Raw genomic sequence first — 25,182 nt, 5'->3', positions numbered from 1 at the left:
ACTGTGCGCGCTCACGCCCTCTGTTCGCCCTCCAGCCCTTCCAGTGCGTCGCGGAGGGCGGCGCGTGAGGTGATGCCGAGTTTGGGGAAGACGCGGTAGAGGTGTGAGCTGACGGCGCGGGGAGAGGTGCATGCGTTCGCCGTCCCGGCCGATCATCGTCACGAGCGACTCCACGGCGCCCCACTCCTCTCACCACGGAACCAGCCACATGTGTGCACTCCCCCTGAGCCTAGGTGTGCGGAGCTCTGCTTTCGCGGCGAACCGAACTGTGGGCCGCAAGTTCCGCTCCTGCGGGCCTCCCGGCCGCCGCCGGATCGGGGGCACGGTGGCGCGGAATGCCGATGCCGTGCAGATATGTGTCGACCACCACGTCGGACGCCCGCCAGGGGCTCAGGTGTGCCGGCTGAAGCGACGCCAGACTCACGAGCCCGGGCCGCAGCGGCCCCGACCACCCGACCCAGTGGTCAGGAAGGCTTCCGGATTGCGCACTGCGTTGGCTTTCATCCCTTAAGGGTACCTCTGGCGTAGAGAATCATTGCTGTTCAGTCACTCTTACGTGGAGCTAACAAGCTCAAGTGCTACATTGAAGTGACAGTTAAGGGTCGCGTTCAAGCAAGCTGAACCGGAAGCACAGGAAGAGAGAAAGCACATGATCACCTACGACCGGCTTTTCATCGGAGGTACCTGGGCCGAGCCGAGCAACCCGGAGCTGCTCGACATCGCCTCGCCGCACGACCAGTCGGTGGTGGGCCGTGCTGCGCAGGCGCAGCCGGCGGACATTGACCGCGCACTTGCCGCGGCACGCGCGTCCTTCGAGGCGGGCGAGTGGCGTCTGACCCCGCCGGCGGAGCGCATCGCAGTCGTGCGGCGGTTCAACGCACTGCGCGAGGAGAACGCGGAGAAGATCGCGCACCTGATCTCGCTGGAGAACGGTTCGGCCGGATGGTTCACCCGCGCCGGACAGCCCGGCCTGACCCGGCAGGCGAACGCCTACCTCAAGGCTGCGGAGGAGTTCGGCTGGGAGGAGACGCTGCAGCCCTCCGACCCGGCGTCCCCGGTGCGCAGCGTGGTGCGCCGCGAGGCGATCGGTGTCGTGGCCGCGGTGATCCCGTGGAACTCGCCCTTCTCCTCGGCCACTTCGAAGATCATCCCGGCCCTCGCCGCCGGCAACTCCGTGGTCCTGAAGGTGTCCCCGGAGAACTCGCTGAGCATGGGCTTCCTGGCCGAGCTGCTCGAGCAGGTGGGCCTGCCCGAGGGTGTGATCAGCGTCCTGCCCGCGGACCGGGAGACCAGTGAGTACCTGGTGTCGCACGAGGAGGTCGACAAGATCGCCTTCACCGGGTCGACCCGGGCGGGCCGCCGTATCGCCTCGATCGCGGGCGAGCAGCTCAAGCGGGTCAGCCTGGAGCTGGGCGGCAAGTCCGCCGCGATCATCCTTCCCGACGCCGACATCGAGAAAGCCGTTGCGGGCGTGAAGTTCGGCTCTCTGCTCAACAACGGTGAGTCGTGCATCGCCCAGACCAGGATCCTGGCCCCGCGCAGCCGGTACGAGGAGGTCGTGGCCGGGTTGAAGGACCTGGTGGAGTCGCTGAAGGTCGGCGACCCGAGCGACCCCGACACGTTCATCGGCCCGATGATCCGCCCCGACCAGCAGGAGCGGGTACGCGCCTACATCCAGGTCGGCATCGAGGAGGGTGCCCGCCTGGTCGCCGGCGGCCCGCAGATCCCCGAGGGCCTGGAGAAGGGCAACTACGTCACGCCCACCGTCTTCGCCGACGTCGACAACTCCATGCGGATCGCGCAGGAGGAGATCTTCGGCCCGGTCCTGGTGGTCATCCCATACGACGACGAGGACGACGCCGTCCGCATCGCCAACGACTCCGAGTACGGCCTCTCGGGCGGCGTCTGGTCCTCCGACGAGGCCCACGCCCTGGCGGTCGCCCGCCGCATCCGGACCGGCACCATCACCATCAACGGCGCCTCCGTCGCTTTCGACGGCCCGTTCGGCGGTTTCAAGGCCAGCGGCATCGGCCGCGAGTACGGCGCGGTCGGCCTCGGGACCTACACCGAGTACAAGACCATCACCGTCTGACCGCCAGCCGGACGAGCACCCCGGCCCGCGTGCAGCACAGAGCGACCGCTGACGGCGCCAGGTGGCCCGGCCACCCGCCGCCGTCACGGCCGTTTCGGCTGCCGACCGAGGCCCGGACTCAGTAGCCCAGACCACCGCGTTGTCGGCGGCCCCGGGAAGTCCGTGCTGAACGCCGGCTCCCTGCCTGCCTCGCACTCGGCCCGCAGCTCGTTGAGCTCGATGCCGATGCGTCGCCGGGCGTCGCGGCCCAGCGCGACCCGATGGGCCAACTCCCCGGCGCTGACGGCCTGATGGATCGCCTCGGCGGCGCGCGCCTGGAGCGGGCCGTCGCCGTCGGCCCCGCCGGTCAGCAAGAAGGCCCCGCCGTGGATCGCGGGGCCTTCGAAGTCTGGGACCGTACGAAGTCGAGGTCTCTGTCCCGCCTGATCCGCCGTGCTGGGGCAGGACAAGCCGGGCGGGACAGGTTGTTTTTTCATTTGGGGGGTGCCCATGTGTGCCGCGTGTCTACAGTCCCAGGTCGAGGGCGAGGCACGAGTAGAACTTCCATGAACCCTCGGGGTCGTACGACGATGCGTTCACCCCGCCGGCCTGCGCGGCCTCGACCTCTGTGGTCATGTCCTCGAAGCGTATGCGCTCGGGGAGGCTACCGAATCGCGCGTGTCGTACCGCCGCCTCGGCGGCTTCCGTGGTGAGCCCCTTGTTCATGACCGTGCTCCACTTCGTCGATCGTGGATGGCGTCCTGGTTGCTGCCTTGGACGACTAGCAGCATGCCCGCGCATTCGTCACCTGTCAAGGCGGTGACGGGAGTCGCGTGCGGGCCGGTCACCCCATGGCGTCGACTTCGAAGATCGCCGCGGTGAAGGTGTCGGGGCGAGTTGCGGTGTCAGGCGACCCGCGCCAGGTCCTTCCGGTTGCGCTGGAGTCCCTTCCGTCCGCGCTCGGTGAGGAAGTAGAACAAGTGCCAGGTGCCCTCCTCGATCGCGGGTGTCAGCGGCTCCTGGGTGTCAGCGGCTCCTGGGTGACGGTGAGGTTCTGGACGGGGTTGCCGTTCACGGAAACCACGCCGGTGCAGCGCTCCGGCCGCAGTGCCGTGGTGACGTCACCGGCACGTCCGCCCCAGTCGTATCCGGCGAACGGGGCCTGGGGGAGGCGCGGGGCGTCCATGAAGGCGATCGGGTCCGCGCCTCTCCCGGCGCGCTGCGCGCCGTTCATCTGCGCGACAGGCTCCGACGGCCGTGAGGCAGGTGTCACTCGATAGCGGTTGCACGGCTGGGACATGTCGCAAGGGCGACAGGAGGCATGTGAACCCCGCTACGTCGCCCATCACCTGCTTGACGGGTGACGATGCGACTGCCATGATTGCGTCACCGCCTCAACCAGTGACACGGAAGTGTCCTGGTCATTCGGCACCCGAAGGCCTTTCGACCCAGATGGGGAGCACCAGTCATGGCTGTCAGCTACACCGCCGTTGTCGATGTCGACGGAGAGGGCCGCAACGGCGGTCACGTTCGCTCCTCCGACGGTCTTCTGGAGACCGGCCTCGCCCTCCCCAAGGAGTTCGGCGGCGCCGGCACCGCGACCAACCCCGAGCAACTCCTGGCCGCAGGCTGGGCCGCCTGCTTCCTCGGCGCCCTGCGCCGCGCAGCCACACTCCGCAAGATCCGCCTCACCGGCACCACCATCACCGCCGAGATAACCCTCGCGCACGGCGATGACGGCGAGTTCTCCCTCTCCGCGGTCCTCACCCCCGTGCTCGGAGGTGTCGACCAGTCCACCGCCGAGGAGCTCGCGCAGGCCGCCCACCAGATCTGCCCGTACTCCAAGGCCACGCGCGACAACATCCCGGTCACCATCAACGCCAGCGCCGCCGCCTGATCCGTCCCTCCCCTGGACCGCGGGTCCCGTGTACCCCCACACGGGGCCCGCCTCCCACTCAGCCGCACCCACACCTCCGATCGAAGAGCGAGGGCAGGAAATGGCCGCCATGACGCACACATACGTACGGATCGCCCCGCAACCTCGCTCGGATCGCGACTGCGGCTCTGGCGAGCGGCCGTCCCGAGACACGGCAAGCCTCGAGGACCGTGGCTGGCCGACGGACACGCAGGTGTGGAACTGGGCGGAGAGCTCGGCGCTGTCGGGGTACGGCCCGTCGGCCGCGAGCTTCCTCTGACGGCCTTGATGACGCGAATGGACCGTGCCGGCACCGGATCGTGCCGGAACGGTCGCCTCCTACGAAGGGGAACGTCAGTGGCACATGTCGATCGCGGCCGACACTGGTTGCGGTCCGCGCGGACCGTCCTGGCCGACTCGCAGGCCCGCCGCAGTGCGGAGGAACGCAGGGCGTCCCGCGAGCCCGTCCTCGCCGCTCCACGTGTTGCCGTAGGGATCTGGGAGAACCCGGCCGAGGCCCGCAAGGGCCTCACCGGGGCGCCGCGGTCACGATGTGCCGGCCGCCGTCGGCGACGCGGTGAGGTGACGCAGCTGGAGGCGGTACGACTGCGGCGGGACGTCGAGAACGCGGCGTTCGACAACGTGTTGCGGGGATAAGGCCGCTCAAGCGGGCGCGCCGACGGGCGTGGTCACACCCGTGAGTGGGGCCTTCACGCCTGCCTCATGGGAGAGGGCGGCGACAGCCTGACCGTCGACGAGTCATGGCTGGCGGATGTGGCTCCGTAGAGAGGAACCCTTGGTACACGCCCTGAAGTGCCGCACCCGTTCCGCGTGGGCGTCAGTCGGGGCGGTCCGCCTCGCCCGCTACACCAGGGTGTACATGACGGAACGCTGTTGCTTATGACGCCTGATACGTCCCTTGGCGACCAGGGATTCGAGGGTGTTCCGTACCACCTGCGGTGTGGGGTTGCGGTCCGGGTGTTTCTCGACAAGCTCGTCCCGCAGCTCCTTCGCCAGACGCGGCTCGTCGTACTGGCCGAGTAGGTCCGCAAGCAGGTCACCGAGCAGAGGCTGGTGCGACTTCGCCTTCGCGCCGGCCCCCACAGTCTTGGCGGCCGGAGTGGTCTTGGTCGACGTGGAGCGTCGTGAAGCGGTTTTGGCAGGGGCCTGCTTCGCCTTTTCGACGACGGGCTCTTCCTGCAACTGCTCGGGCAGACGGGACGCGTCCGCGAAACCCTCATACTGCTCGGCGAGTTTGATGATGTCCGTCAGGAGGGCCTCCTCCTGCTTCAACCTCTGGACCTTCTCCGTCAGCTCCTGCTGTCGCCGACGGTTCTCCGCCAGGTCCGACGCGGCTTGTGCAACGTACCGCGATCGGAGCGTGGCGGCTGATTGGCTGGTCACACCGTTCACTCCCTCGATTTGGATGACGTTGCGCATGGTACCCACACCGAGGTCCCGCGCAGACAAGTGTCGACGCCAGGTGGTTCGTCTGGCACACCCATCTTCACGATAGGCGCTGATGTGCCTGCGCAGAGAAGAAGTGTGGACCCTTCGACCTCTCGAGGGTTCGACGACGTCACTCACACCGCCGATCCGTAGTACACGGGTCCCGCGACGTGGGGTGTGCGCACTCAAGGACCTCGCCGCCGACTGAGCTCCGCGCTCGCCGGGGCCATGCGCCGCCCAGGTCGGGAGGTCAGTGCGCGGTCACGGCGGACGCGTCCTTCTTGCGTGCGCGGTATGCGGCGGCCTTGATCTTGTTGCCGCAGGACTCCATGCCGCACCACTGGCGCCGCATACCCCGGGAGCGGTCGATGTAGACCCGGGTGCACTCGGGGTTGCCGCACTCCTTGATCAAGGGGACGTCCGGGCCGCTCAGCAGTTCCACGGCCTGCCGGGCGACGGTCGCCAGCGCCTGCTCCGGCGTCGCCTCGGCGTGCCGTCCGGCCAGGGTGAGCTGCGGCGTCACGGGAGGCTTGCGGGCGGCGGAGTTGACCACGGCGAGCGCCTCCCGGTCGAAGTCCTCGCCGAGACGGCGGTTCGTGACGAGCCGGTAGATGGCCTCGCGCACGGTCGTCGCCGCCCGGACGTCGTCCTCCTCGCCGGGAGTGATCGTGTCCACAAGGCCGGACTCCAGGTACCAGGCATTCAGCCGCTCCGGCGTCACGAACATCTCGAACCGGGTCGAGCGCCGGGCCCGGAGGGTGGCCGCGAAGTCGAGAGCCGGGTGTCCGCATACGAATACATGGTCGAGATTCACATCACCATCTTGACAGGTGACTTATGTCGAACGCAAGGAGCGTCACCGTTCCAGACGGTTCTCCCTGGTCGCAGCGTGCCCGAGATCGTACGACACCTCCTCCGTTCGGCCACGTCCCGGTTCCAGGCGGAGTTCGCGGCCCTGCCAGCGTCGGCGCAGCCAGCGGTCGTGGCTCGCCACGACGATCGCTCCGGGGCCCGGGCCCAGAGCGGTCTCCAGCTCGTCGCACAGGCGGGGGGAAAGGTGGTTGGTGGGCTCGTCGAGCAGGAGCAGCTGCGGCGGGCGGGCCACCAGGAGGGCCAGCGCCAGGCGGCGGCGCTGCCCCACGGACAGCTGCGCGACAGGTTTGCCCAGGTCCGCCTCGTGCATCAGACCGAGCGAGCCCAGCGGCACCTTCTCGGCCCGCTCCATGCCGAGCGCCAGCTCGTAGGTGTCCCGGACCGTGCGGTCGGGCCTGTCGAAGGCGGTGTCCTGCGTGAGCAGCCCGACCGTCAGCCCGTGCCGCCGGTGCACCTCGCCGTCGGCCGGGAGACGTCCGGTGAGTACGGAGAGCAGTGTCGACTTGCCCGCGCCGTTGCTGCCCGTGATCAGCAGCCTGTCCGTCGCCGACACCTCCAGACCGTCCAGTGCGAGCCGGCCGGGCACCCGCACGTCGCGCAGGGACACCAGGGGCTGGGGGTCCTCCTCGGCACGCGAGGCCAGGTCCCCGGCCGCGAACCGCAGCGGCCGGGGCGGCTCGGCGACCTGGGTGCGCTCCAGTTCCTCCAGCCGCCGGGTGGCGTTGCGGACCCGGCGGGCGATCTGGCTCTGCACCCGGCCGGCCCGGTGGCCGTAGCCCATCTTCTCGTTGTCGGTGCGGCCCCGGTCCGGCGCGACCCGGTGCGCGGTCACGCCCGCCGACTCTCGTAGCTCCTCCAGTTCCTCCTGCTCCTCGGCGTACCGATGCTCCCAGCGTTCCCGCTCGGCGTGCTTCTCCGTCAGGTAGGTGCTGTAGTTGCCGCCGTAGCGGACCGCGCCGTCCACCGCCGGGTCGAGGTCGATCAGGTCGGTGCACACGGCGTCCAGGAACGCCCGGTCGTGGCTGGCGACGATCACGGTTCCGGGCAGGCCGCGCAGCTGCTCCTCCATGAACGCCGCGGCTTCGTCGTCGAGGTGGTTGGTCGGCTCGTCGAGCACCAGCGCCGACGGCCGCCGGACGAGCAGAGCGGCCAGCGCCAGCCGGCCGCGCTGCCCGCCGGAGAGCGAACCGAGCGTGCGGTCGTGCCCGAACGCGCCGAGGCCCAGACCGTCAAGGACCAGGGCCGCGCGGCGGTCGGCGTCCCAGGACTCGCGGTCCTGGGCCTGCTCAAGACGCCGTCCGTAGGTGTCGAGGAGCTCCTGGTGGCCGGGGTCGCGCTCGGGGACGCGGGCGAGTTCCTCGCCGAGCCGGTCCAGCTCGGCGAGGTCCTCGCGCGCCTCGCGCAGCGCCTCGTCCAGCACGTCGGCGATGGCCGAGTCGGCGTCGTACGGCATCTCCTGGTGGAGGAAGCCCAGGTCGGCGGGGCGGGTGACGCTTCCTGCGTCGGGTTCGTCCACGCCGGCGAGCACGCGCAGCAGGGTGGACTTGCCGACGCCGTTCTCCCCGATCAGGCCGATGCGATGGCCGGGGGAGGCGGTCAGGGAGATGCCGTCGAGGACGCGTCGGCCGCCCAGGTTGCGGACGAGGTCGTGGGCGAGCAGAGCGGGCTGGGGCATGGGGAACCGTCCGACGTGATCGGTGTTCGGCCCGCGGGGCGTACCGCCTCGGACGCGGGCCACTGCACACACCGACGTCTCACACCGTGGGGGCTCCCGTCTCCGTGAGCGCTCCGTCGGCCAGTCGCAACGAGCGGTTCACACCGATCTCGGTGAGGAACCGCTCGTCGTGGCTGACCACCATGAAGGCGCCCTGGTAGGAGTTGAGCGCGCTCTCCAGCTGGCCCGCGCTGACCAGGTCGAGGTTGTTGGTCGGCTCGTCAAGGAGCAACAGCTGGGGGGCCGGTTCGGCGCACAGCACGCAGGCCAGGGTGGCGCGCAGTCGTTCGCCACCGGAGAGCACCCCGACGGGCAGGTGTGCCCGCGCGCCCCGGAACAGGAAGCGGGCGAGCAGGTTCATCCGCTCCGCCTCGGGCCGCTCGGGAGCGAACGCGGCGAAGTTCTCCGCCACGGTTCGGTCCAGGTCCAGCAGGTCCAGGCGCTGCGAGAGATAGGCGATCCGGCCGTCGTTGCGCTTGATCTCCCCGCTGTCCAGGGCGAGTTCGCCGGTGATGAGTCGCATCAGGGTGGTCTTTCCGGCGCCGTTGGGGCCGGTCAGTGCGATGCGCTCGGGGCCTCGGACGGACAGGTCGACACCGCCCGCGGCGAACACCGCCTTGTCCCCGAGGCGGACCTGCATCCCCTTGCCGAGGAAGAGGTTGCGGCCGGCCGGCACCTGGGTGTCGGGCAGGTCCAGGGTGATGCGCTGCTCGTCGCGCAGCGCGCGTCCGGCCTCGTCGAGCCGGGTCTTGGCCTCGCTGACCCGGGAGGCGTGCATCTGACCGGCCCGGCCCGCGGACTCCTGCGCGCCACGCTTCATGTTGCCGGCGAAAATCTTGGGCAGACCGGCGTTCTTGAGGTTGCGGGAGGCGTTGCTCATGCGCCGCTCGGCGCGCTCACGGGCCTGCTGCAGCTCCCGCTTCTCCCGCTTCAGCTCCTGTTCGGCGTTGCGGACGTTCTTCTCGGCGACCTCCTGCTCGGCGCGCACGGCCTCCTCGTACTCGGTGAAGTTGCCGCCGTAGAAGCGCAGTTCGTCGCTGCCGAGTTCGGCGATGCGTTCCATGCGGTCGAGCAGTGCGCGGTCGTGGCTGACCAACAGCAGGCAGCCGGTGAAGTCCGTGAGTACGTCGTAGAGCTTGTGCCGGGCCTGGAGGTCGAGGTTGTTGGTGGGCTCGTCGAGCAGCAGTACGTCGGGGCGCCTGAGCAGCTGGGCGGCGAGGCCGAGCGAGACGACCTGGCCGCCGCTGAGCGTGCTCAGGCTGCGGTCCAGGGTGAGGTCGGCGAGACCCAGGCGGTCGAGCTGGGCGCGGGTGCGCTCCTCGATGTCCCAGTCGTCGCCGATGGTAGCGAAGTGCTCCTCAGCGACGTCACCGGACTCCACGGCGTCCAGGGCCCGGATCACCGCGGCGACGCCGAGCAGCTCGGCGACCGTGAGGTTGCCGGTCAGCGGCAGGCTCTGCGGGAGGTAACCCAGGGTCCCGCCGACGGACAACGAGCCGGTGGCGGGCTTCAGTTCACAGGCGATCAGCTTGAGCAGGGTGCTCTTGCCGGCGCCGTTGGGGGCGACCAGGCCCGTGCGGCCAGGGGCCACCGTGAAGGACAGGTCATGGAAGACCGGCGTGTCGTCGGGCCAGGCGAAGGAGAGGTTCGAGCAGACGATGGCGGCGTTGGACATGGAGGCGACCTCGAGCGGTTTGAGGGCGGAGAACAGAGCTCTGCCCCGGGCAGACGTGGAGAAAGGGGTACGACGAGACGGGCCACCTCGGCAGCGCTCCTCAGCGCCGGCCGGTGGCCGTCAGATCCGGGTCTCACCCGGAGATGTCGTCTTCACCCACCACGTCTGCGACTCCTCGATACACGGTCAACGTCGCTCGCAGCTTAACAGTCGTGACCTTCGGCCGTTGGTGGTCTGCCTCATACGTGTGGCGTCGCGCCGCAGACGTCTTCTTGTTGACAGCTCTGAGGCCCCATGCCAGCATCGTCACCAGTTGAATCGGTGACGATGCTCTGCGAGGCAGAGCTCACACGTGTCCGAAGGGGTACACGCCATGGCAGAAGATCCGAAACCGAGGGCCGGGGGCGCACCGGTGGGGCGGCGGGCGATGCTGAGCATGCTCGGCGCGGGCGCCGCGGGGCTCGCCGCCGCACCGTATCTCCAGCGGGGCTGGCAGGCGTTCCTCGCCACCGCCTCGCAGGTCGATGCCACGGGGCTGACGGGTCTGCTGCCCAACCCGGGCGGCTTCCGGTACTACAGCGTCGTCGGCTCGGTGCCGCACAAGGACGAGACGAACTACGAACTCACGGTCGGCGGACTGGTGGAGAAGCCGAAGACCTACACGCTCGACGCGTTGCGCGCGATGCCGCAGACCCGGGTCATCCACGATGTCGTGTGCACTGACGGATGGCGGGTGGAGAAGACACCCTTCGATGGCGTGAAGGTGGCGGACATCCTCGACGACGCCGGCGTGCGTTCCGCGGGCGCGGCGATCCGGTTCACCTGCTTCGACGGCGCCTACAGCGAGAGCCTGACGCTGGAACAGGCACGCCGCTCGGACGTCCTGGTGGCGCTGAACATGCAGGAGCAGCCCATCACTCACGCGCACGGCGGACCGGTCCGCCTCTACGTGGCCCCCATGTACTTCTACAAGTCGGCCAAGTGGCTGTCCGGCATCTCGGTCACCGACGAGGTCGTCCCCGGCTACTGGGAGGAGCGCGGTTATGCGGTCGACGGCTGGCTCGACGGAGCCGATCGGCACAGCGACGCGGCCTGAACGCGACGGCCGGGTCCGCCGCTTCAGCACCGCCGAGTGCATGGTCCACCGGGCCACGGGTTACCTGATGCTGCTGTGTCTGGTCTCCGCCGCCTGCCTCTACCTCGGGCCGCTGGCCCAACTCGTGGGACGGCGGCACCTGATGGTCACGGTCCACGAGTGGTCCGGCATCTCGCTTCCCCTTCCCTCCCTGCTCGGACTCTTGTCTCCGGCCTTCCGCGCGGACCTGCGCAGGCTGAACCGCTTCGCGGTGTACGACCGGCAGTGGCTGCGCGCCGTCCGCAGGCGCCGGACCTCGCCCGAGGCCCGCCCGGCCGGCAAGTTCAACGCGGGCCAGAAGCTGTACGCGGGCGGGATCGCCGGCGCCGTGCTGGTGATGATGTTCACCGGCCTGGTGATGTGGTTCGTGGGGCTGCTGCCCTTCATCTCCCGCACCAGCGCGATCTTCGTCCACGACATCCTGGCCTGGGCGATCACGTTTGTCGTGCTCGGGCACATGCGCAAGGCGTTCGAGGACCCCGAGGCGAGGCTGGGGATGCGCACCGGATACGTCAGCCGGTCGTGGGCGCAGCGGCACCACTCACGGTGGCTGAAGGAGGAGTAGGCGAGCGACGTGTCCGAGCGGCGGACCGTCGAATGACCTAACACGTCCGTTGCGGCGGACGGTCGGTCCTCCTGGGTATGGACCGTCAACTGACTGTGGTCAGGGTGTGTGGTGAGCGGTCAGAGTGGGTCTCGGTCGGGGTCCTCGTTCACCGACGTTCGACCCACCTCTCTCGTCACCTGTTTAACCGGTGATACTGTCCGAATCGGTCTTCGGCCCGCCTCATGTACGTGCATATGTGTCGCCGTGGCCAAAGACACCTTCTTCTTCGATGGGAAACCAATGAGACGACTTCTGACTGTCCTCGCGGCCGGTGTGCCGCTGGCTGCGGCGGTGTACCTGCCGACCGCCTCGGCGGAGCCCCAGGACGGTTCCGGCTCCACGACGTTCGCCTGCGTGGCGCCGTCCGTGAAGGCGCCGACCGGGGCCAAGGTGGAATCCGTGACGGCGGTCAGCCAGGCGGGCGGCACCATCGCCGGTACCGGTGCTCTGGGCGGCTCGGTCTCCGGCGTCCCGGCCTTCTGCGAGGTGACGGTCACTCTCACCCACCCGGGCGACGGAGACCATGCCAAGGTGCGGACCTGGCTGCCCGTCAGCGGCTGGAACGGCCGTTTCCAGGGGCTCGGCGGCGCCGCCTACCTGGCCGGCGACAACGGCGTCGGCCTGGGCACCGCGGTCAAGAACGGCTACGCCGCCGTCAGCACCGACGCCGGTGTCCGTGACGCCCTGGACACCACCTGGGCGCTGAACAGCGAGGGACAGGTCAACACCGCGCTGCTGAAGAACTTCGCCTCCCGCTCCCAGCACGAGGCGGCCGTCGTCGGCAAGGAGGTCGTCGACGGGGTCTACGGCAAGGGTCCCGCCTACTCCTACTTCACCGGCTGCTCCACCGGCGGACGCCAGGGCTACATGGAGGCCCAGCGTCACCCCGACGACTACGACGGCATTCTCGCCGACGCTCCCGCCGTCAACTGGGACGAGTTCGAGGTCGCCACCCTGTGGCCGCAGGTCGTCATGAACAACGAGAAGACCTACCCGTCGGACTGTGAGTTCGACGCCTTCACCAACGCCGCCGTCAAGGCCTGCGACTCGCTCGACGGCGTCGAGGACGGCCTGGTCAACGACCCGTCCCGCTGCGACTTCGATCCGCGCCGGCTGATCGGCACCAAGGTCGTGTGCGAGGGCGAGGAACTGACCATCACGGCGGCCGACGCGACCGTCGTGCGCAAGATCTGGGACGGTCCGCGCACCGCTTCCGGAGAGAAGCTGTGGTCCGGAGTTCCGGTCGGTGCCGAAATCTCGGCCCTGGCCGGCCTCACCGAGCCCGATGCTGACGGCAACGTCGCGGGCGCGCCGTTCAAGGTGCCCGCCGACTGGGTCAAGCTCTGGGTGGCGAAGGATCCCTCCCTCGACATCTCGCAGATCACCTACAGCCAGTTCACGCAGCTGTTCGAGCAGTCCCAGGCCGAGTACGACAAGGTCATCGGTACGGACGACCCTGACCTGTCCGGCTTCCGCGAGTCCGGCGGCAAGCTGCTGACCTGGCACGGCCTGGCCGACGAGTACATCCCCGCCCAGGGCACCGTGCAGTACCGCGAGCAGGTCGAGCGGGAGATGGGCGGAACCAAGCGGGTCGACGACTTCTACCGCCTCTTCCTCGCCCCGGGTACCAGCCACTGCGGTCTCAACGGCGGTGACGGCTCGGCCGACGGCCTCGCCGCGCTGACCGCCTGGGTCGAGCACGGCAAGGCGCCCGGCGCCCTGCCCGCCACCCTGATCAACGACTCCCAGCAGAGCGTCACCCGTGACCTGTGCAGCTACCCGCAGGTCTCCCGCTACGACGGCCACGGCGACCCGGCCGTTGCCTCCAGCTTCACGTGCGTCTCTCCCTCCCGGTACTGACTGAGGCGACGACTACCCCCTGACCTGAGAAAGGCCGAACCCACATGAGCACGCAGACATCGACGCCGGCGGATCCGGCGGCCGCCACGGACGGACGCTCCTCCCTGCTGAGGCTGTACCTGGGCCGCGGTGTCCTGGCCGTGGCGTGGGCCCTGGCGTTCGCCGGAGCCCACGAGGAGATAGACGCCGTGGCGATCACGCTGCTGGTCTTCTACCCGCTGATCGACGCGGTGTCCTCACTGATCGACCACCGGGCCCTCCCCGACGGATCCGAGCGCCAGGTCACGGCGTTCAACGGGGTGCTGAGCACCCTGGCAGCCGTCGCGGTCGGTGTCGCCGGGGCCGGTGGCGTGGCGCCGGTGTTGCATGTGTTCGGTGCCTGGGCCGTCATGTCCGGTGCCGCCCAGGTGGCCGTCGGGCTCAAGCGGCGCGGCCCCGAGCTGGGCAAGCAGTGGCCGATGCTGATCGCGGGCGGGCTGTCCTTCGTGGTCGGCATCTTCTACAACATCCAGGCCGCGGGCGACTCTCCGTCGCTCGACGTGCTGTCGGTCTACGCCACGGGCGGCGGGGTGTTCTTCATCGCCCAGGCGGGCCTGCTGGGCTGGAAGGCGCGCCAGCTGCGCACCCGGACCGTCTGACCTGCTGGCACACCGCATTTCGACCCGCGGCCCCTGGGGCCGCGGGTCGAAGCATTCTTGGGGCAGCATGATGTCCTGCTCGTGCATCCACGCGTCCGAGAATGTGTGGACGCTGCCACGGACCAGTCGAGTGTGCGTCCGAGCGCGCCCGGCGTCGATTCCTCGGGGTTCGCCTCCGCCTTGGCCCGCAGGAGACGCTCCTTCGATAGGGGAGTGGGGAGTTCGGCCCGCCATGGTGTGTGCCGCGATCCTGTCTTCTGCGGTACGGGTCGGGCGCTTCGTCAGACCATGGTGGGCGCGTGATGCTCTGCGGCATGGCGGTTCCACTGATCAGGATCGCCGAGCGGGACCCCGCGCTGTGGCGCCGGCACGGCGAACTGACGCTTTAGGCGTTGCGCCCCTGAGTGCCCGGCCCTTGACGCAGGAACACGTGTGCCAACCCGTCACAAACATGTGCCCTCGGATCCATGAGGTCCGACATTCCGCGGCGGCCGGTGGCCGCAGGACGGGAGTCCGCCGGGGTGGCGAGTTCGAGTTCGGGGACGCGGGCGAGGGTGAAGGCGGCCGAGGCCAGTCGACGCAGACGGGTGTGCTCGGGCGGGTCGGCCTCCGTCATCTGCGCGCCGAGCCCGACCGAGGTTTTGTGCAGGACGTAGCCGGCGGCGGCCAGGGCATCGGCGGCGGGCGTGGCGTCCTTGAGCAGGTCGGGGTGGGTCAGCGCCTCCCAGGCGAGGTCGTGGCCGACGATCACCCAGCCCTTCAGGCCGAGGTGGAACTCGGTCTGAAGGAGGGGCCCGGACTCCCGCAGCCGGGCGTACCGCGCGGGCGCGTCCGTCTTGAAGGCGGGATCGATGACCACCCGGCAGTCCTGGAAGGGGCACTGCTCGTGCGGGCTCATGGTGTGTCTCTTCCCTTCTGACGGCCCTGAATTGAATGTCCGGACATGCGTGAGGGGCATGCGCGGTGCGCATGCCCCTCAAACATCGGAGAACTCAGTTGTCACTGTTGAAGATTGTCAGCACCCGCAGCACCTCCAGGTAGATCCACACCAACGTCATGGTGAGACCGAAGGCGGCCAGCCATGCCTCCTCCCGCGGGGCGCCGTAGGCGACGGCGTCCTCGACCTGCTTGAAGTCCATGGCGAGGAAGGCCGCGCCGAGCAGAATGCCGATGACGCCGAAGAGGATGCCGAGGCCGCCGCTGTGGAAGCCGAGGCCGTTGCCCGCGCCGAAGGCGGAGAAGAGGAGGTCGGCGACCAGCAGCAGGAGGAAGCCGGTCGCAGCGGCGGCGACGAACCCGGTGAACCGTCGGGTCACACGGATCCAGCGCATTCGGTAGGCAAGGAGCACACCCGCGGACACCGCGAAGGTGCCGAGCACCGCCTGTACGACCACACCTGGTGCGACGTAGGTCGAGATCGTGCTGGAGAGCACGCCGAGGAAGACACCTTCGAGTGCCGCGTACCCGAGGATCAGCTTCGGGGATGGCGTCCGCCTGAAGGACTGCACCAGCGACAGGACGAAGGCGACGAGAGCCGCGCCCATGGCGATGCCGTAGGACCGCCCGAGGTTAGCCTCGTCGACGGGCAGCAGGAGCCAGGACAGTACGGCTGTCAGGACCACGGTGCCGAGCGTTGTCCCGGCGCGGACGATGACGTCGTCCATCGTCACCGCGGTCCCGTCGGTCCGGGGCGATGTGTCGGCACCGGGGGTGTAGGGGTTGGTCGCGTAGTCGTCCGTCGGCCGGCCACCGACCGCGGCGCCCACCGGCCGGTGCGCGTAGGCGTCGGCCGGGCCGGCGTCACGGGCGGCACCCCAGCGGGAAAAGATAGGGTTGCTGGTCCTCACGTCATTCCTCCTCGTCTGCCGCACGCTCGCGGCCTGCGGCAAAGCGTTGTCATCATCGGGTGCCCGAGGCGGCATACGTGTGCCGCTGACCACGCGCCGGGTCGATGACGGCAGCCCTATGCGTCACCACTCTGGCAGGTGATGCAAGGGGAAGCAAGTCATTCGTGCGTGCCCCCGGTGACGGTCACTCGGACGGTACGTCCGGGCCGTCGAGCAGCTCCGTGAGGAAGTCGTCCCAGTTCAGGCCCTCCATCTCCGCCTCGGCCGAGGTGATCCGGTAGGTCGCGTCGAGCCACTCCGCCAGTGGCGCGGCGGGCACTTCGAACAGGGCCTCCACCTCCTGCGATTCGAGAAGCAGCCAGGACGAGGGCAGCTCCCTCGGCAGCGTCGGACACATCCGTACGTCGCCGCAGCCGCTCATCGACGTCAGGCCCCGATGCAGGAGCTCGCGTCCGATGCGCCAGATGAGGCTCGGTCCGCGTTCCGGCATGAACTCGACCGTGATCACTGCGGGCATGTCCGGGTCGAAACGGAACTCCGCACGTATCGGCAGTGGGGTGAACTCGTCGAGCATCTGGTCGAGGTCCAGGAACAGCGAAGGCGCAAGCTCGGGCGCCGAACGCGCCTGCAGGGGTGACTGATCGCGGTGCATGACAAGAGTTCCCCTCCGTCGGACGAAGTCTGCGCCCACTACTCTTCGCCCGGAACAGAACCTGCACATCGGTCACTTGACGGTCAAACGACGTCGCCCGTGAGGGGCGCGGAAGCACCCCGGCGCCCAAGGAGCGGCTCCGTGAGGCGTCGAACGCGCCGCGCGGGAGGTGACGTAAGTCAATTGGCTGCGGAGGCCGAAAGCCGAGGGGCGGAAACACATTTCTCGAAGACGCGCCCCCAACCTGTGACCTGGGGCGGGTCGGCCGCAGGCGACGCGTCGTACTCCCGTGGATTCAGCTGCGCCCGACGGACACCAGATACCAACATCCTCTTCGGGTGGTGTATGTGGCGGACGACTCGCAGTGGCCGCTGAGGGTGTTGGCGGATTGGGCAGCTCGGCTTGAGTGAGGGGAGGCGCTGGCGCGCTGTGCGCGTGTACGGGCGGGAGCGGTCATGAAATTCTGTCAACAACTCCACAACTACCTGCTTCAGGGCCAGAGTTCCGGGTACTGCGTTGCGCCAGCGTTGACGGACCGTCAACGGCGTGCTGCGGCGTTCGAGAGCTTGAATACGGAGCGCGCACCCAACTGGGGGTCAAGGGGTCGCAGGTTCAAATCCTACCGTCCCGACAGTTCGAGCGTATCGAACGTCGCAGGTGAAGGGCCGTTTTCATAACGGCCCTTTTTCTGTTTCCGGGCTTGCTCCCTGGGAGCGGTGGGAGGGAGCGTGCTCCCTCCCAGTCCCCTTACTGATGGTTTCAGAATGAAGTTCATTGTGGGGCTTGGCGGTTGGGTGGTGTGTCGGCAGGATTTGGTAGGTGTCTGCTGACCTTGTGCCTGATGATCTGTGGGATCGCGTCGTGCCGCTGTTGCCGGCTCGTCCGGCTCGGCGGCACCGGTATCCCGGGCGGTTGCCGGTGGATGACCGGTCTGCGTTGCGGGGCATCGTTTACGTGCTGTGCAAGGGCGTGAGCTGGCGGGACGTTCCCGCGGAGCAGGTCGGCTGCAGCGGGGTGACGGCCTGGCGGCGTCTGCGGGACTGGACCGAGGCGGGTGTCTGGCCCCGGCTGCACGAGGTGCTGCTGGCCGAGTTACGGGCTGCCGGGTTGCTCGAGATGGACGACGCGGCGATCGACGGATCGCACGTGCGTGCCCTCAAAGGGGGGCTCACACCGGACCTTCGCCGGTCGACCGGGCCCGGCCCGGAAGCAAGCACCACCTGATCGTCGACCGGCAGGGCACCCCGCTCGCCGTCTCTTTGACCAGTGGAAACCGTCACGATGTCACCCAGCTCATGCCGCTGCTGGACGCCGTACCCCGCATCCGTGGCCTACGTGGCCGACCCCGCCACCGGCCCCGGCGGCTCTTCGCCGACCGCGGCTACGACTACGACAAGTACCGGCGTCTCGTCCGCGCCCGTGGGATCACACCCAAGATCGCCCGCCGCGGAGTCCCGCACGGTTCCGGCCTGGGCAAGACCCGCTGGGTCGTCGAGCGCACCTTTGCCTGGCTCCACCAGTTCAAGCGGCTTCGGATTCGCTACGAGATACGTGCCGACCTCCACCTGGGCCTGCTTCAGTTCGCCTGCAGCATCATCTGCTTGAGACGACTCCGAACCTCATTCTGAAACCATCAGTAAGGGCACTGTGAGTAATCTGTGCTGGTCAACGTGGAGGTAGGGGCTTCCTTCGATGGAGTCACAGCCGGCGCGGGAAGGTAGCTGGCCGGCGGTGTGAGTGCTGTGCGCAAGTGTGCCGGGCCGGAGATCCCTTGTATTTCCACCACCTCACGGCTGTTCAAACCTCAACCAGCCAGAGGCGTTGGGCCGACCTGGCCCCATTCGGTGGGGTCTACGGCCCTGCCGCTGGGAGGTATGGCCCCTCTTGTTGTGCGCACAGTGCGGGGGAGAATGGAAAAGGAAGGGAATAGCCCCTTCCTCTCAAGGACGGCGAGGGGCACGGCGCGGCGAGGGTCCCGTTGCGCCGCCGTGCGGGGCCCTTGTCGGGGACCACGAAGGAGTCGCCTTGCCGTTGAGGCTGCGGCCTGGGTTCGGTTGTCACTCCAGCCCCCGGACCGGAGCCGACCAGCAGCCACCAGGCTCAGCGAGGACGGACGTGAGATGACCACACCATCACGTGGACCCGAAGAAAGGAATTTCAGCGACCCGCTGAGGGCCACGCAGGCCGCCACCGTCATGCTGGACGAACAAGGACGAGTGACCGGATGGAGCCGGGAGGCCGAAGCACTGCTCGGCTACCGCGCGCAGGAGGTGCTCGGACAATCGATCGACACGCTCTCGGCACGGACGGATGGGGACCGGACTGGAGAGTGGCTCACGCAACTGTCCAATTCCGAGCATTTTCACCACGTCACTTTGCGTCATCGTTCGGGTCGCCGACTGCGAGTGGCGGCAGCTTTCTGTCGGCTCCCCGACACGGTGGAGGGACCGACCGTGTTGCTGTCCCTTGAGGATGCCGAGGAGTTCAAGGATCGGCAGATGCAGCAGGCCATGGTGCACGGCATTGCCACTCAAGCGACCGTGGCGCTAACGATCTACGGCACCGACCTGCGCGTGGCGTGGGCGAACACCGCCGCCCGGCAAGAACTCCCCGGGCCGTTCGCCCAGTACCTGGGGCGCAGTAAGGATGAGCTGTATCCGGGAAGCCAGATGCTCTCAGCGCAACACCCGTCCTCGGTCACGCAACTCATGAGTAGTGTGCTCGATACCGGACAGAGCGTGAGGGGCCTGCATTACCGGGGCCGCCCCCCTGCCGATCCCGGCCGAGAGCATGTGTGGTCGCTGTCCTACTACCGGCTACAGGACGCGGAGGGTCGGCCTCTGGGGGTGTGCGAGGAGTCGGTGGACGTCACCGACCTACACCAGGCGCAACGCCGCCTGGCCCTGCTGAACGAGGCCAGCGTGCTGATCGGCAGCACTCTCGGCCTCAGCCGCACGGTCGAGGAGCTCGCGGAGGTCCTTGTGCCCCAAGTCGCCGACTTCACCGCCGTAGACCTTCTCGGCGACGTGCTGGGCAGCGGGGAACTCGCCGCGCCGTCCTCCGACCGGACCGGCGACATGCGCCGGGTCGTCCACCGCTCAGTCAGGGAAGGACTGCCCGAGGCTGTAGTCGCGCCTGGCCAGACGGTCGGCTACCCGGCAGGCTCCCCGCAGTGGCAGTCCCTCGCGACCGGCCGTCCCATCCTGAACGCCGTCCTGGACCTGTCCAGCCCGTGGCTGCTCCAGGACCCAGTGCGCGAGTCACGCATGCGCAGGGTGGGTATTCATTCCCACCTGGTGGTTCCACTCCGCGCCCGGGGAATCACCCTGGGGGTGGCCACCCTCATGCGCTGGCGCACTCCAGATCCCTTCACCGGCGAAGACCTGCTCCTCGTCGAGGAACTCACCGCCCGCGCCGCAGTCTGCATCGACAACGCACGCCGCTACAACCGCGAGCACCGCTCTGCACTCACCCTGCAGCGAAGCCTACTGCCGCACGAGCTGCCCGCTGATACAGCCGTAGAGGCTGCCTACCGCTATCTTCCCGCCGACATCGAGGCGGGGGTGGGCGGTGACTGGTTCGACGTGCTGCCCCTGGCCTGTGCCCGGGTGGGACTGGTCGTCGGAGACGTCGTCGGCCACGGCATCCGTGCCGCAGCGACCATGGGGCGGCTTCGCACCGCCGTCCACACCCTGGCCGACCTCGACTTGTCGCCCGAAGAGCTACTCGTCCACCTCGACGACCTCGTCAGCCGCCTGGCCGACGAAGCCGAAGCGGCGCACCCCACCGGCGTTGAGGGCGTCGTCGGCGCCACCTGCCTGTACGGGATTTACGATCCCGTCACGCGCCGCGCCACCTTCGCCCGTGCCGGCCATCCGCCTCCCGCCCTCGCCCATCTTGAGAAGGCAATGGAGTTCCCCGACATCCCGGCGGGTCCTCCGCTGGGGATCGGTGGGCTGCCGTTCGAGTCGGCCGAGATAGAAATACCGGAAGGTGCCCTCTTCGCCCTCTACACCGATGGACTGATCACGGCCTCGGACGGCGACGTGGACACCGGCCTCGAACGCCTCACCTTCGCGCTCGCCCATCCGGACCGTCCCCTGGAGGAAATCTGCGGCACCATCGAGCGGGTCTTGCTGCCCGACCATCCTGCGGACGACGTCGCCTTCCTCGTCGCCCGACCCCGCCCGCTCACTGCCGAGAGCGTCGCCACCTGGAACCTTCCCTTCGAACTGAGCTCAGTGGGACTGGCCCGCAAAATGGCCAGCGATCGCCTGACACAGTGGCGACTTGAGGAACTGTCGTTCTCCGCAGAGCTGATTGTCAGCGAACTGGTCACCAACGCCATCCGGCACGCCCACGGCCCCATCGCGCTCCGCCTCATTCGCACCCGCAACAGACTCATCTGCACCGCCTCTGACACCAGCAGCACCTCTCCACACCTGCGACGGGCCAGGCTGAGCGACGAAGGAGGCCGAGGGCTATTCCTCGTAGCCCAGTTCGCACAGCGTTGGGGCACCCGGCACACCGCGGAAGGCAAGGTCATCTGGGCCGAACTGGCCATCCCCCAGGCCGAGTACGGGGGCGAAGCCAGCAGCGAATCCAACATGACACCGTAAGGCGGGGACGGGGTTGCCTCGAAGTGGGCGACCGCTGGTGATCTTTCCCCGACGAGGAAAGGCTTGCCGGGAAACAGGGCGCGCTTGAAGCGCTCCGGGTCTGATGGAGGCTCGAGCCTCTGAGCGGATCGAGTCATGCCGTGTCCCGATTTGCTGGTTTGAGTGTGGTTCATGCTCCGCGCCATGTGGGAGTGGATTCGGCGGTGAGTCTGCGGGTCATGACATTGATCATCGCGAGGCGGATCATGGCTTCGGAGTGGTGTGGGTGGGTCTTGTGGTCGCGGGCCAGGCGGCGGTGCAGCATGAGCCAGCCGTAGGTCCGCTCGACCGCCCAGCGTTTCGGGATGGGGGTGAATCCCTTCCGGTGTGCCCGTCCCCGTCGTGGGTGCCTGGTTGTCGGGGGACAGGGCGGTGCCGGGGGTGGTGCCGCAGCGGCGGATAATCGGGCGGTCTCCTGCGCCGGGGGCTTTTGGGTGGTGGTGTCGGCGACCACGAGGAACTGGTCGCTGCCGAGGTCCATGACGACCCGGGCTTCGGTGCCCTGGTCGCGCTGGGCGGCGTATTCATGGGTGGTTCGGTAGTGACCTCGGTGACACGGTTGGTGAGGCGGTTCATGAACGTGATCACCTGCGAGTCTTCCCCTGCGGGGCTGCCAACTCCGCTGCCGACGCCGAGTCCTGGACCTGGACCACCACCGACGAGGAGACCCGTGCGTGAGTGACCTTGGCACCCCGCATGGACGCGGCCACCGCTAGCGTCATCGCCGAGACCAGCCGCACCGACGCCACACGGTGCGAGACCGAGGCGGGCCGCAGTCTCGCCGTGCTTCTTCGTCAGGCGCTTGTTGGCGGCAGCGCGGCGCATCAGATCAGCGATCGGTGCGGCCTGGCCGGAGTCGATGTACCGCTCGGCCTCGCCAGCGCTTTCCAGGAGCTCGGTGAGGGGCCGGTGGGCCTCGGCATGACCACGATGGTCCTTCCAGCGGCACGTGGTGTGCCACCCGTCCAGGTCTTTCAGGCCGCTCGGCTCCGCCGCAAGACGCCGAGGTGGCCTCAGGTCACGACAACCCGTTCATGTCACACAACGCCGTGCAGGCCCTGAAGCCGTCGGAGCTCCCGCGGTTCGGGTCTCTAAAATGGGGCATCAGGGAGCCTGACGATCGAGACATCATGGATGTCAGCCCGTTGCCGCAGGCCGGGTTGAACGGCATCTGCGATGACGGCCCCTCCGTCAAGGCCCCCGAAGAGCAGACCACCAGCACGTACCACGGCAAGGGTGACGCGGTGGCCCGTTCTTGGATCGGGGCACTTCATGCCTGAGGCGCTCAGGATGCTCGAAGGGGTGGCTCCCGTCCGCGAATCCGGTCCCTCGACTGCTGCTTCGACGGCCCTTGGTGATCGTGGGATGGAGCCCCTCATCGGAGTCCCAGCTGCTTGGTCATGAACTGTGCCATCTGTTCGGCGGGCGGCCGGATCACCCCGAGTTGAGCTGCGATCTCTTGCAGGCACGCCGGTTCCAGGGCGGCCAGTGGGGCGATGACGTCCTCGGCGAAGCCGTGGGCCAGGGAGCGCTTGACCAGGTCGAGTGGCGGCGGGGAGGTGACGGCCGCGGCGAGGGCTAGGCAGAAGGCCTCGTCGTCCTGGAGGTCGTCGATGAGAGGGAGGGCCTCGGTCAGGAGGCCTGCGTCGAGCATTGCTTTGACCATGTCGGTGAGGACGACCTCGGCCAGCACTTCGCTCAGTCGGCGGGCTTCGGCGTGGTAGCGATCCCAGAGGCGTAGGCGGACGACTGCTTTCAGCGGCACGGTTTGGGTCCCGTAGCCGGCGCCCGTGACCAGGGCGGCGTGCTGCAGCGTATCCCGAAGGCGAGTGAATTCCTCGGTGAGGCCGGTGGCCCGGCAGGCCGCGGTGAGCCAGGGACGGGCCCAGAGGCCGCTGTCCAGCGTCACGCCCGGGTCTGCGGTTCTGGCGAGTTGAGCCGTGACGTCGCGGCACAGGGCCTGGTGGCCGGCGTCGCACATCTCGACAATCATCGCGGCGGCCTGCTCCTGCCTGCGGACGAGGTCCTGCGGGGAACTCGCGGGCGCGGCCAGGGCCGTTTCGCGGATCAGGGAGATCGCCGCGGGGATGTGGTCCGACAGCAGGTGCGCGCGCAACTCGAGTATGCGGCCCGGGAGGTCGGCCTTGGCGAGCCGGCGGCCCAGATTGAGGGCCACGTCGGCGTGCCCGGCCCGGAGGTGGAGGGAGATGAGCTCGTGGGTGACGCGGGTGAGCCGGAGGGTGGTCAGGCCGGTGCGGTTCGGGGGCGTCGGGGCGGTCCGTGGGTACCTCGACGGTGTGGCATGGCGCCCCGAACGGGAGACCAGGAAGCTGAAGTTGACGCACGATCATGGAGAGCGGGGGCCGGGTTCCGAACTGCCAAAAACGGTGGGTGAACCGGGCATGGAACCCGGCCGTCCCCCCGGCCCACGACTCGACTTGCTCCATCCGACACAGCAGATGCGGTCGCTGCATCAAGCGGCATGGACCACCCTTGGCCGCCGTGCCGAGTTCTTGTCATTTCCCACGACGGCCAGGGCTTGGGTCTCTGTGGTCTGCGCGCTGGAGAGGGCGTGAGCGGGTCAGGAGAGCCAGTCGGTGTAGCGGGTGGGAGTGAGGTGGGCGTCCTTGTCGGTGAGGACGTCGCCCTTGACGACGGCGAACATGCCCGCGGTGGGGTCGGTGACGACGGTGCGGTTGTCGCCCTTGTGGGACAGGGTGATCCGGCCCAGCTCGTCCAGGGTGAAGATGTCGGGGCCGGCGATGTTGCGGATGCCGTTCAGCGGGGCGCCCGCGGCGACCTCAGCCACCGCATTGGCCACCTCTTTGGAGGCGATCGGCTGGATGGGGGTGGCGGGGAGCCGGACGGTGTCGCCGTCGGTGGTCCAGGACAGAACGGCGTCCATGAACTCCATGAACTGCGTGGCCCGGACGATCGAGTAGGGGATCGGCCCGGCCGCGAGGATGGTCTCCTGGAGTTCCTTGGCCCGGTAGTAGTCCAGCTCCGGCACCTGGTCCGTGCCGACGATCGAGAGGATGACGAAGTGGCCGACGCCGCCTTTGCGGGCCGCGGCCAGAAGGTTGTCCATCGAGGTCTGGAAGAAGGCCGGGGAGGCTTCGTCGAAGGTGGGGGAGTTCGTCAGGTTGACGACGACGTCGGCTCCTGCCACTGCCTCGTCCAGTCCCTGGCCGGTGATGACGTCGATGCCGGTGGACTTCGAGTGCGGTACCGCCTCGTGCCCGGCGGCGGTCAGGTTCTTGACGACCTGCGACCCGATGAGTCCGGTACCACCGATGACTGCGATCTTCATGGCATGCCTTTCATGGAGGTTATGTGCGGAATATGGCATATGAACAGCTACGTGGATGGGGCAAGAGACGGCGCTTCGATCAGTCGCGGAGGGGCGCCGTCACAAGCCGTCGGCGAACGTGACGGTCTCATCGAGCGGCGCCCGGCCTATACGGGCGTCACGTGCGGTGACGTCCTCGAACCCGATCGACATGCCACAGAAGAGGACGAGCTCTTCCGGTGGTGACAGGACCTCCGCGACGGTCTTGTGAAACTTCGCCCATGCCATCTGCGGACAACTGTGCAGCCCTTCGGCACGGAGCAGCAGCATGACGGTCTGCAGATACATGCCGACATCGGACCATTGGGGCCGTCCCTGGGTGCGGTCTATGTAGCAGAACAGGGCGGCTGGCGCGCCGAAACAATCCCAGTTTGCGGAAGAGGCCCTTTGACGCGCCGCTATGTCCTCGCGCGGAATGCCGAGTGCGCCGTAGCGCTGCTCACCGAAGGCGGACCGGCGTTCGCGGTAGGGGGACTTCATTGAGGGCGGGTACATCTCATACTCCGGCTCGTCCCAGGTGTCACCTGCGGCCAAGCGCTCGCCGGCACGCTTCTTGAGCTCGGCCAGAGGTGCACCGGTCAGCACGTAGGCGCGCCACGGCTGGATGTTCGATCCGGACGGCGCCCAGGCTGCGGCGGACAGTACGCGCTCCAGTACCTCCCTCGGAACAGGTTGGTCGGTGAATCCGCGCACTGCTCGTCGGCTCGTGACCGCCTCGTAGACGTCCATGATCGCCTGA

23 protein-coding genes and 2 pseudogenes are annotated in these 25,182 nt (G+C 68.4%); 10 read left to right on the top strand and 15 right to left on the bottom strand.

Annotation, left to right across the window (positions count from 1 at the left end):
- Positions 1 to 11: 11 nt before the first annotated feature.
- Positions 12 to 141: pseudogene (locus OHA58_RS02305) on the bottom strand (LuxR C-terminal-related transcriptional regulator); the annotation flags it as partial.
- A gap of 508 nt (positions 142 to 649) precedes the next feature.
- On the opposite strand from OHA58_RS02305, the gene OHA58_RS02300 reads away from it, so the two are divergent.
- Positions 650 to 2,092, top strand: coding sequence for an aldehyde dehydrogenase (locus OHA58_RS02300; protein WP_405475814.1), 1,443 nt, complete (start codon positions 650 to 652; stop codon positions 2,090 to 2,092).
- 83 nt (positions 2,093 to 2,175) lie between these two features.
- Here OHA58_RS02300 and OHA58_RS02295 read toward each other — a convergent pair whose 3' ends face one another.
- The 3 genes from OHA58_RS02295 to OHA58_RS02285 all read right to left on the bottom strand — a co-directional run bounded on the left by OHA58_RS02295 (position 2,176) and on the right by OHA58_RS02285 (position 3,305).
- A complete protein-coding gene (locus OHA58_RS02295) occupies positions 2,176 to 2,445 on the bottom strand; it encodes a hypothetical protein (protein ID WP_405475811.1) in 270 nt (89 codons plus the stop codon).
- Between the two features lie 151 nt (positions 2,446 to 2,596).
- The gene (locus OHA58_RS02290) at positions 2,597 to 2,797 is read right to left on the bottom strand and encodes a hypothetical protein (RefSeq protein WP_405475809.1); all 201 of its coding nucleotides are present in this window, start codon (positions 2,795 to 2,797) and stop codon (positions 2,597 to 2,599) included.
- A gap of 283 nt (positions 2,798 to 3,080) precedes the next feature.
- Positions 3,081 to 3,305 carry a hypothetical protein gene (locus tag OHA58_RS02285; RefSeq protein WP_405475806.1) on the bottom strand — a complete coding sequence of 75 codons (225 nt, stop codon included), beginning with the start codon at positions 3,303 to 3,305 and terminating at the stop codon, positions 3,081 to 3,083.
- Between the two features lie 234 nt (positions 3,306 to 3,539).
- Between OHA58_RS02285 and OHA58_RS02280 the strand changes: the two genes are divergently transcribed.
- Positions 3,540 to 3,968, top strand: coding sequence for an Ohr family peroxiredoxin (locus tag OHA58_RS02280; protein WP_405475804.1), 429 nt, complete (start codon positions 3,540 to 3,542; stop codon positions 3,966 to 3,968).
- Positions 3,969 to 4,343: 375 nt separating this feature from the next.
- The gene (locus tag OHA58_RS02275; RefSeq protein WP_405475801.1) at positions 4,344 to 4,643 is read left to right on the top strand and encodes a hypothetical protein; all 300 of its coding nucleotides are present in this window, start codon (positions 4,344 to 4,346) and stop codon (positions 4,641 to 4,643) included.
- 207 nt (positions 4,644 to 4,850) lie between these two features.
- On the opposite strand, the gene OHA58_RS02270 is transcribed toward OHA58_RS02275, so the two are convergent.
- The 4 genes from OHA58_RS02270 to abc-f form a co-directional block, all read right to left on the bottom strand.
- Complete coding sequence (locus tag OHA58_RS02270) at positions 4,851 to 5,390, bottom strand: hypothetical protein (RefSeq protein ID WP_405484708.1); 540 nt, start codon at positions 5,388 to 5,390, stop codon at positions 4,851 to 4,853.
- 295 nt (positions 5,391 to 5,685) lie between these two features.
- Positions 5,686 to 6,249, bottom strand: a complete 564-nt coding sequence (locus OHA58_RS02265; protein ID WP_405475798.1) for a CGNR zinc finger domain-containing protein — start codon at positions 6,247 to 6,249, stop codon at positions 5,686 to 5,688.
- Positions 6,250 to 6,291: 42 nt separating this feature from the next.
- On the bottom strand, positions 6,292 to 7,983 hold the full coding sequence (locus tag OHA58_RS02260) for an ABC-F family ATP-binding cassette domain-containing protein (protein ID WP_405475795.1): 1,692 nt from the start codon (positions 7,981 to 7,983) through the stop codon (positions 6,292 to 6,294).
- A 79-nt stretch (positions 7,984 to 8,062) separates the two neighbouring features.
- The gene (gene abc-f / locus OHA58_RS02255) at positions 8,063 to 9,697 is read right to left on the bottom strand and encodes a ribosomal protection-like ABC-F family protein (protein ID WP_405475792.1); all 1,635 of its coding nucleotides are present in this window, start codon (positions 9,695 to 9,697) and stop codon (positions 8,063 to 8,065) included.
- Between the two features lie 373 nt (positions 9,698 to 10,070).
- Between abc-f and OHA58_RS02250 the strand changes: the two genes are divergently transcribed.
- From OHA58_RS02250 to OHA58_RS02235, 4 genes are all read left to right on the top strand, one after another.
- Positions 10,071 to 10,793: a molybdopterin-dependent oxidoreductase gene (locus OHA58_RS02250; protein WP_405475790.1), complete on the top strand. Its 723-nt coding sequence runs from the start codon at positions 10,071 to 10,073 to the stop codon at positions 10,791 to 10,793.
- Positions 10,741 to 11,397 (top strand): cytochrome b/b6 domain-containing protein, encoded by a 657-nt coding sequence (locus OHA58_RS02245; RefSeq protein WP_405475787.1) that lies wholly within the window; start codon positions 10,741 to 10,743, stop codon positions 11,395 to 11,397. The genes OHA58_RS02250 and OHA58_RS02245 overlap by 53 nt, the downstream gene beginning before the upstream one ends.
- Before the next feature lie 282 nt (positions 11,398 to 11,679).
- Positions 11,680 to 13,299, top strand: a complete 1,620-nt coding sequence (locus OHA58_RS02240) for a tannase/feruloyl esterase family alpha/beta hydrolase (protein ID WP_405475784.1) — start codon at positions 11,680 to 11,682, stop codon at positions 13,297 to 13,299.
- 44 nt (positions 13,300 to 13,343) lie between these two features.
- A complete protein-coding gene (locus OHA58_RS02235; protein WP_405475781.1) occupies positions 13,344 to 13,937 on the top strand; it encodes a DUF308 domain-containing protein in 594 nt (197 codons plus the stop codon).
- A 385-nt stretch (positions 13,938 to 14,322) separates the two neighbouring features.
- Here the strand turns inward: OHA58_RS02235 and OHA58_RS02230 are convergent, their stop codons facing one another.
- From OHA58_RS02230 to OHA58_RS02220, 3 genes are all read right to left on the bottom strand, one after another.
- A complete protein-coding gene (locus OHA58_RS02230) occupies positions 14,323 to 14,835 on the bottom strand; it encodes a hypothetical protein (protein ID WP_405475779.1) in 513 nt (170 codons plus the stop codon).
- Between the two features lie 94 nt (positions 14,836 to 14,929).
- On the bottom strand, positions 14,930 to 15,784 hold the full coding sequence (locus OHA58_RS02225) for a Bax inhibitor-1/YccA family protein (protein WP_405475776.1): 855 nt from the start codon (positions 15,782 to 15,784) through the stop codon (positions 14,930 to 14,932).
- 184 nt (positions 15,785 to 15,968) lie between these two features.
- Positions 15,969 to 16,436: an SsgA family sporulation/cell division regulator gene (locus OHA58_RS02220; protein WP_405475772.1), complete on the bottom strand. Its 468-nt coding sequence runs from the start codon at positions 16,434 to 16,436 to the stop codon at positions 15,969 to 15,971.
- Positions 16,437 to 17,255: 819 nt separating this feature from the next.
- Between OHA58_RS02220 and OHA58_RS02215 the strand changes: the two genes are divergently transcribed.
- Both OHA58_RS02215 and OHA58_RS02210 read left to right on the top strand, forming a co-directional pair.
- Positions 17,256 to 18,064 (top strand): IS5 family transposase gene (locus OHA58_RS02215; RefSeq protein WP_405475107.1). Its coding sequence is split into 2 segments (ribosomal slippage): positions 17,256 to 17,595 and positions 17,595 to 18,064, totalling 810 coding nucleotides; the frame shifts between segments, so codons are not numbered across the junction.
- Positions 18,065 to 18,556: 492 nt separating this feature from the next.
- The gene (locus OHA58_RS02210; RefSeq protein WP_405475770.1) at positions 18,557 to 21,055 is read left to right on the top strand and encodes a SpoIIE family protein phosphatase; all 2,499 of its coding nucleotides are present in this window, start codon (positions 18,557 to 18,559) and stop codon (positions 21,053 to 21,055) included.
- Positions 21,056 to 21,224: 169 nt separating this feature from the next.
- Here OHA58_RS02210 and OHA58_RS02205 read toward each other — a convergent pair.
- Positions 21,225 to 21,419: pseudogene (locus OHA58_RS02205) on the bottom strand (IS5/IS1182 family transposase); the annotation flags it as partial.
- A gap of 709 nt (positions 21,420 to 22,128) precedes the next feature.
- On the opposite strand from OHA58_RS02205, the gene OHA58_RS02200 reads away from it, so the two are divergent.
- A complete protein-coding gene (locus OHA58_RS02200; protein WP_405475767.1) occupies positions 22,129 to 22,374 on the top strand; it encodes a hypothetical protein in 246 nt (81 codons plus the stop codon).
- A gap of 95 nt (positions 22,375 to 22,469) precedes the next feature.
- On the opposite strand, the gene OHA58_RS02195 is transcribed toward OHA58_RS02200, so the two are convergent.
- The 3 genes from OHA58_RS02195 to OHA58_RS02185 form a co-directional block, all read right to left on the bottom strand.
- A complete protein-coding gene (locus OHA58_RS02195; protein ID WP_405475764.1) occupies positions 22,470 to 23,270 on the bottom strand; it encodes a hypothetical protein in 801 nt (266 codons plus the stop codon).
- Positions 23,271 to 23,675: 405 nt separating this feature from the next.
- Positions 23,676 to 24,404 carry an SDR family oxidoreductase gene (locus OHA58_RS02190; RefSeq protein WP_405475761.1) on the bottom strand — a complete coding sequence of 243 codons (729 nt, stop codon included), beginning with the start codon at positions 24,402 to 24,404 and terminating at the stop codon, positions 23,676 to 23,678.
- A 99-nt stretch (positions 24,405 to 24,503) separates the two neighbouring features.
- On the bottom strand, positions 24,504 to 25,172 hold the full coding sequence (locus OHA58_RS02185) for a nitroreductase (protein WP_405475758.1): 669 nt from the start codon (positions 25,170 to 25,172) through the stop codon (positions 24,504 to 24,506).
- Positions 25,173 to 25,182: the final 10 nt, after the last annotated feature.

The organism is Streptomyces sp. NBC_00009, from assembly GCF_045040855.1.
GTDB lineage: Bacteria > Actinomycetota > Actinomycetes > Streptomycetales > Streptomycetaceae > Streptomyces > Streptomyces aureus.
The sequence above is the reverse complement of the archived record's forward strand: the minus strand, read 5'-3'. Positions and strand labels throughout refer to the sequence as shown.

Coding starts and splice junctions, on each gene's coding strand:
- OHA58_RS02280 (WP_405475804.1), top strand. CDS start 3,540: ATGGCTGTCAGCTACACCGCCGTTGTCGATGTCGACGGAGAGGGCCGC.
- OHA58_RS02220 (WP_405475772.1), bottom strand. CDS start 16,436: ATGCACCGCGATCAGTCACCCCTGCAGGCGCGTTCGGCGCCCGAGCTT.
- OHA58_RS02190 (WP_405475761.1), bottom strand. CDS start 24,404: ATGAAGATCGCAGTCATCGGTGGTACCGGACTCATCGGGTCGCAGGTC.
- OHA58_RS02210 (WP_405475770.1), top strand. CDS start 18,557: ATGACCACACCATCACGTGGACCCGAAGAAAGGAATTTCAGCGACCCG.
- abc-f (WP_405475792.1), bottom strand. CDS start 9,697: ATGTCCAACGCCGCCATCGTCTGCTCGAACCTCTCCTTCGCCTGGCCC.
- OHA58_RS02245 (WP_405475787.1), top strand. CDS start 10,741: ATGCGGTCGACGGCTGGCTCGACGGAGCCGATCGGCACAGCGACGCGG.
- OHA58_RS02290 (WP_405475809.1), bottom strand. CDS start 2,797: ATGAACAAGGGGCTCACCACGGAAGCCGCCGAGGCGGCGGTACGACAC.
- OHA58_RS02250 (WP_405475790.1), top strand. CDS start 10,071: ATGGCAGAAGATCCGAAACCGAGGGCCGGGGGCGCACCGGTGGGGCGG.
- OHA58_RS02300 (WP_405475814.1), top strand. CDS start 650: ATGATCACCTACGACCGGCTTTTCATCGGAGGTACCTGGGCCGAGCCG.
- OHA58_RS02230 (WP_405475779.1), bottom strand. CDS start 14,835: ATGAGCCCGCACGAGCAGTGCCCCTTCCAGGACTGCCGGGTGGTCATC.
- OHA58_RS02240 (WP_405475784.1), top strand. CDS start 11,680: ATGAGACGACTTCTGACTGTCCTCGCGGCCGGTGTGCCGCTGGCTGCG.
- OHA58_RS02185 (WP_405475758.1), bottom strand. CDS start 25,172: ATGGACGTCTACGAGGCGGTCACGAGCCGACGAGCAGTGCGCGGATTC.
- OHA58_RS02260 (WP_405475795.1), bottom strand. CDS start 7,983: ATGCCCCAGCCCGCTCTGCTCGCCCACGACCTCGTCCGCAACCTGGGC.
- OHA58_RS02285 (WP_405475806.1), bottom strand. CDS start 3,305: ATGAACGGCGCGCAGCGCGCCGGGAGAGGCGCGGACCCGATCGCCTTC.
- OHA58_RS02200 (WP_405475767.1), top strand. CDS start 22,129: ATGTCACACAACGCCGTGCAGGCCCTGAAGCCGTCGGAGCTCCCGCGG.
- OHA58_RS02235 (WP_405475781.1), top strand. CDS start 13,344: ATGAGCACGCAGACATCGACGCCGGCGGATCCGGCGGCCGCCACGGAC.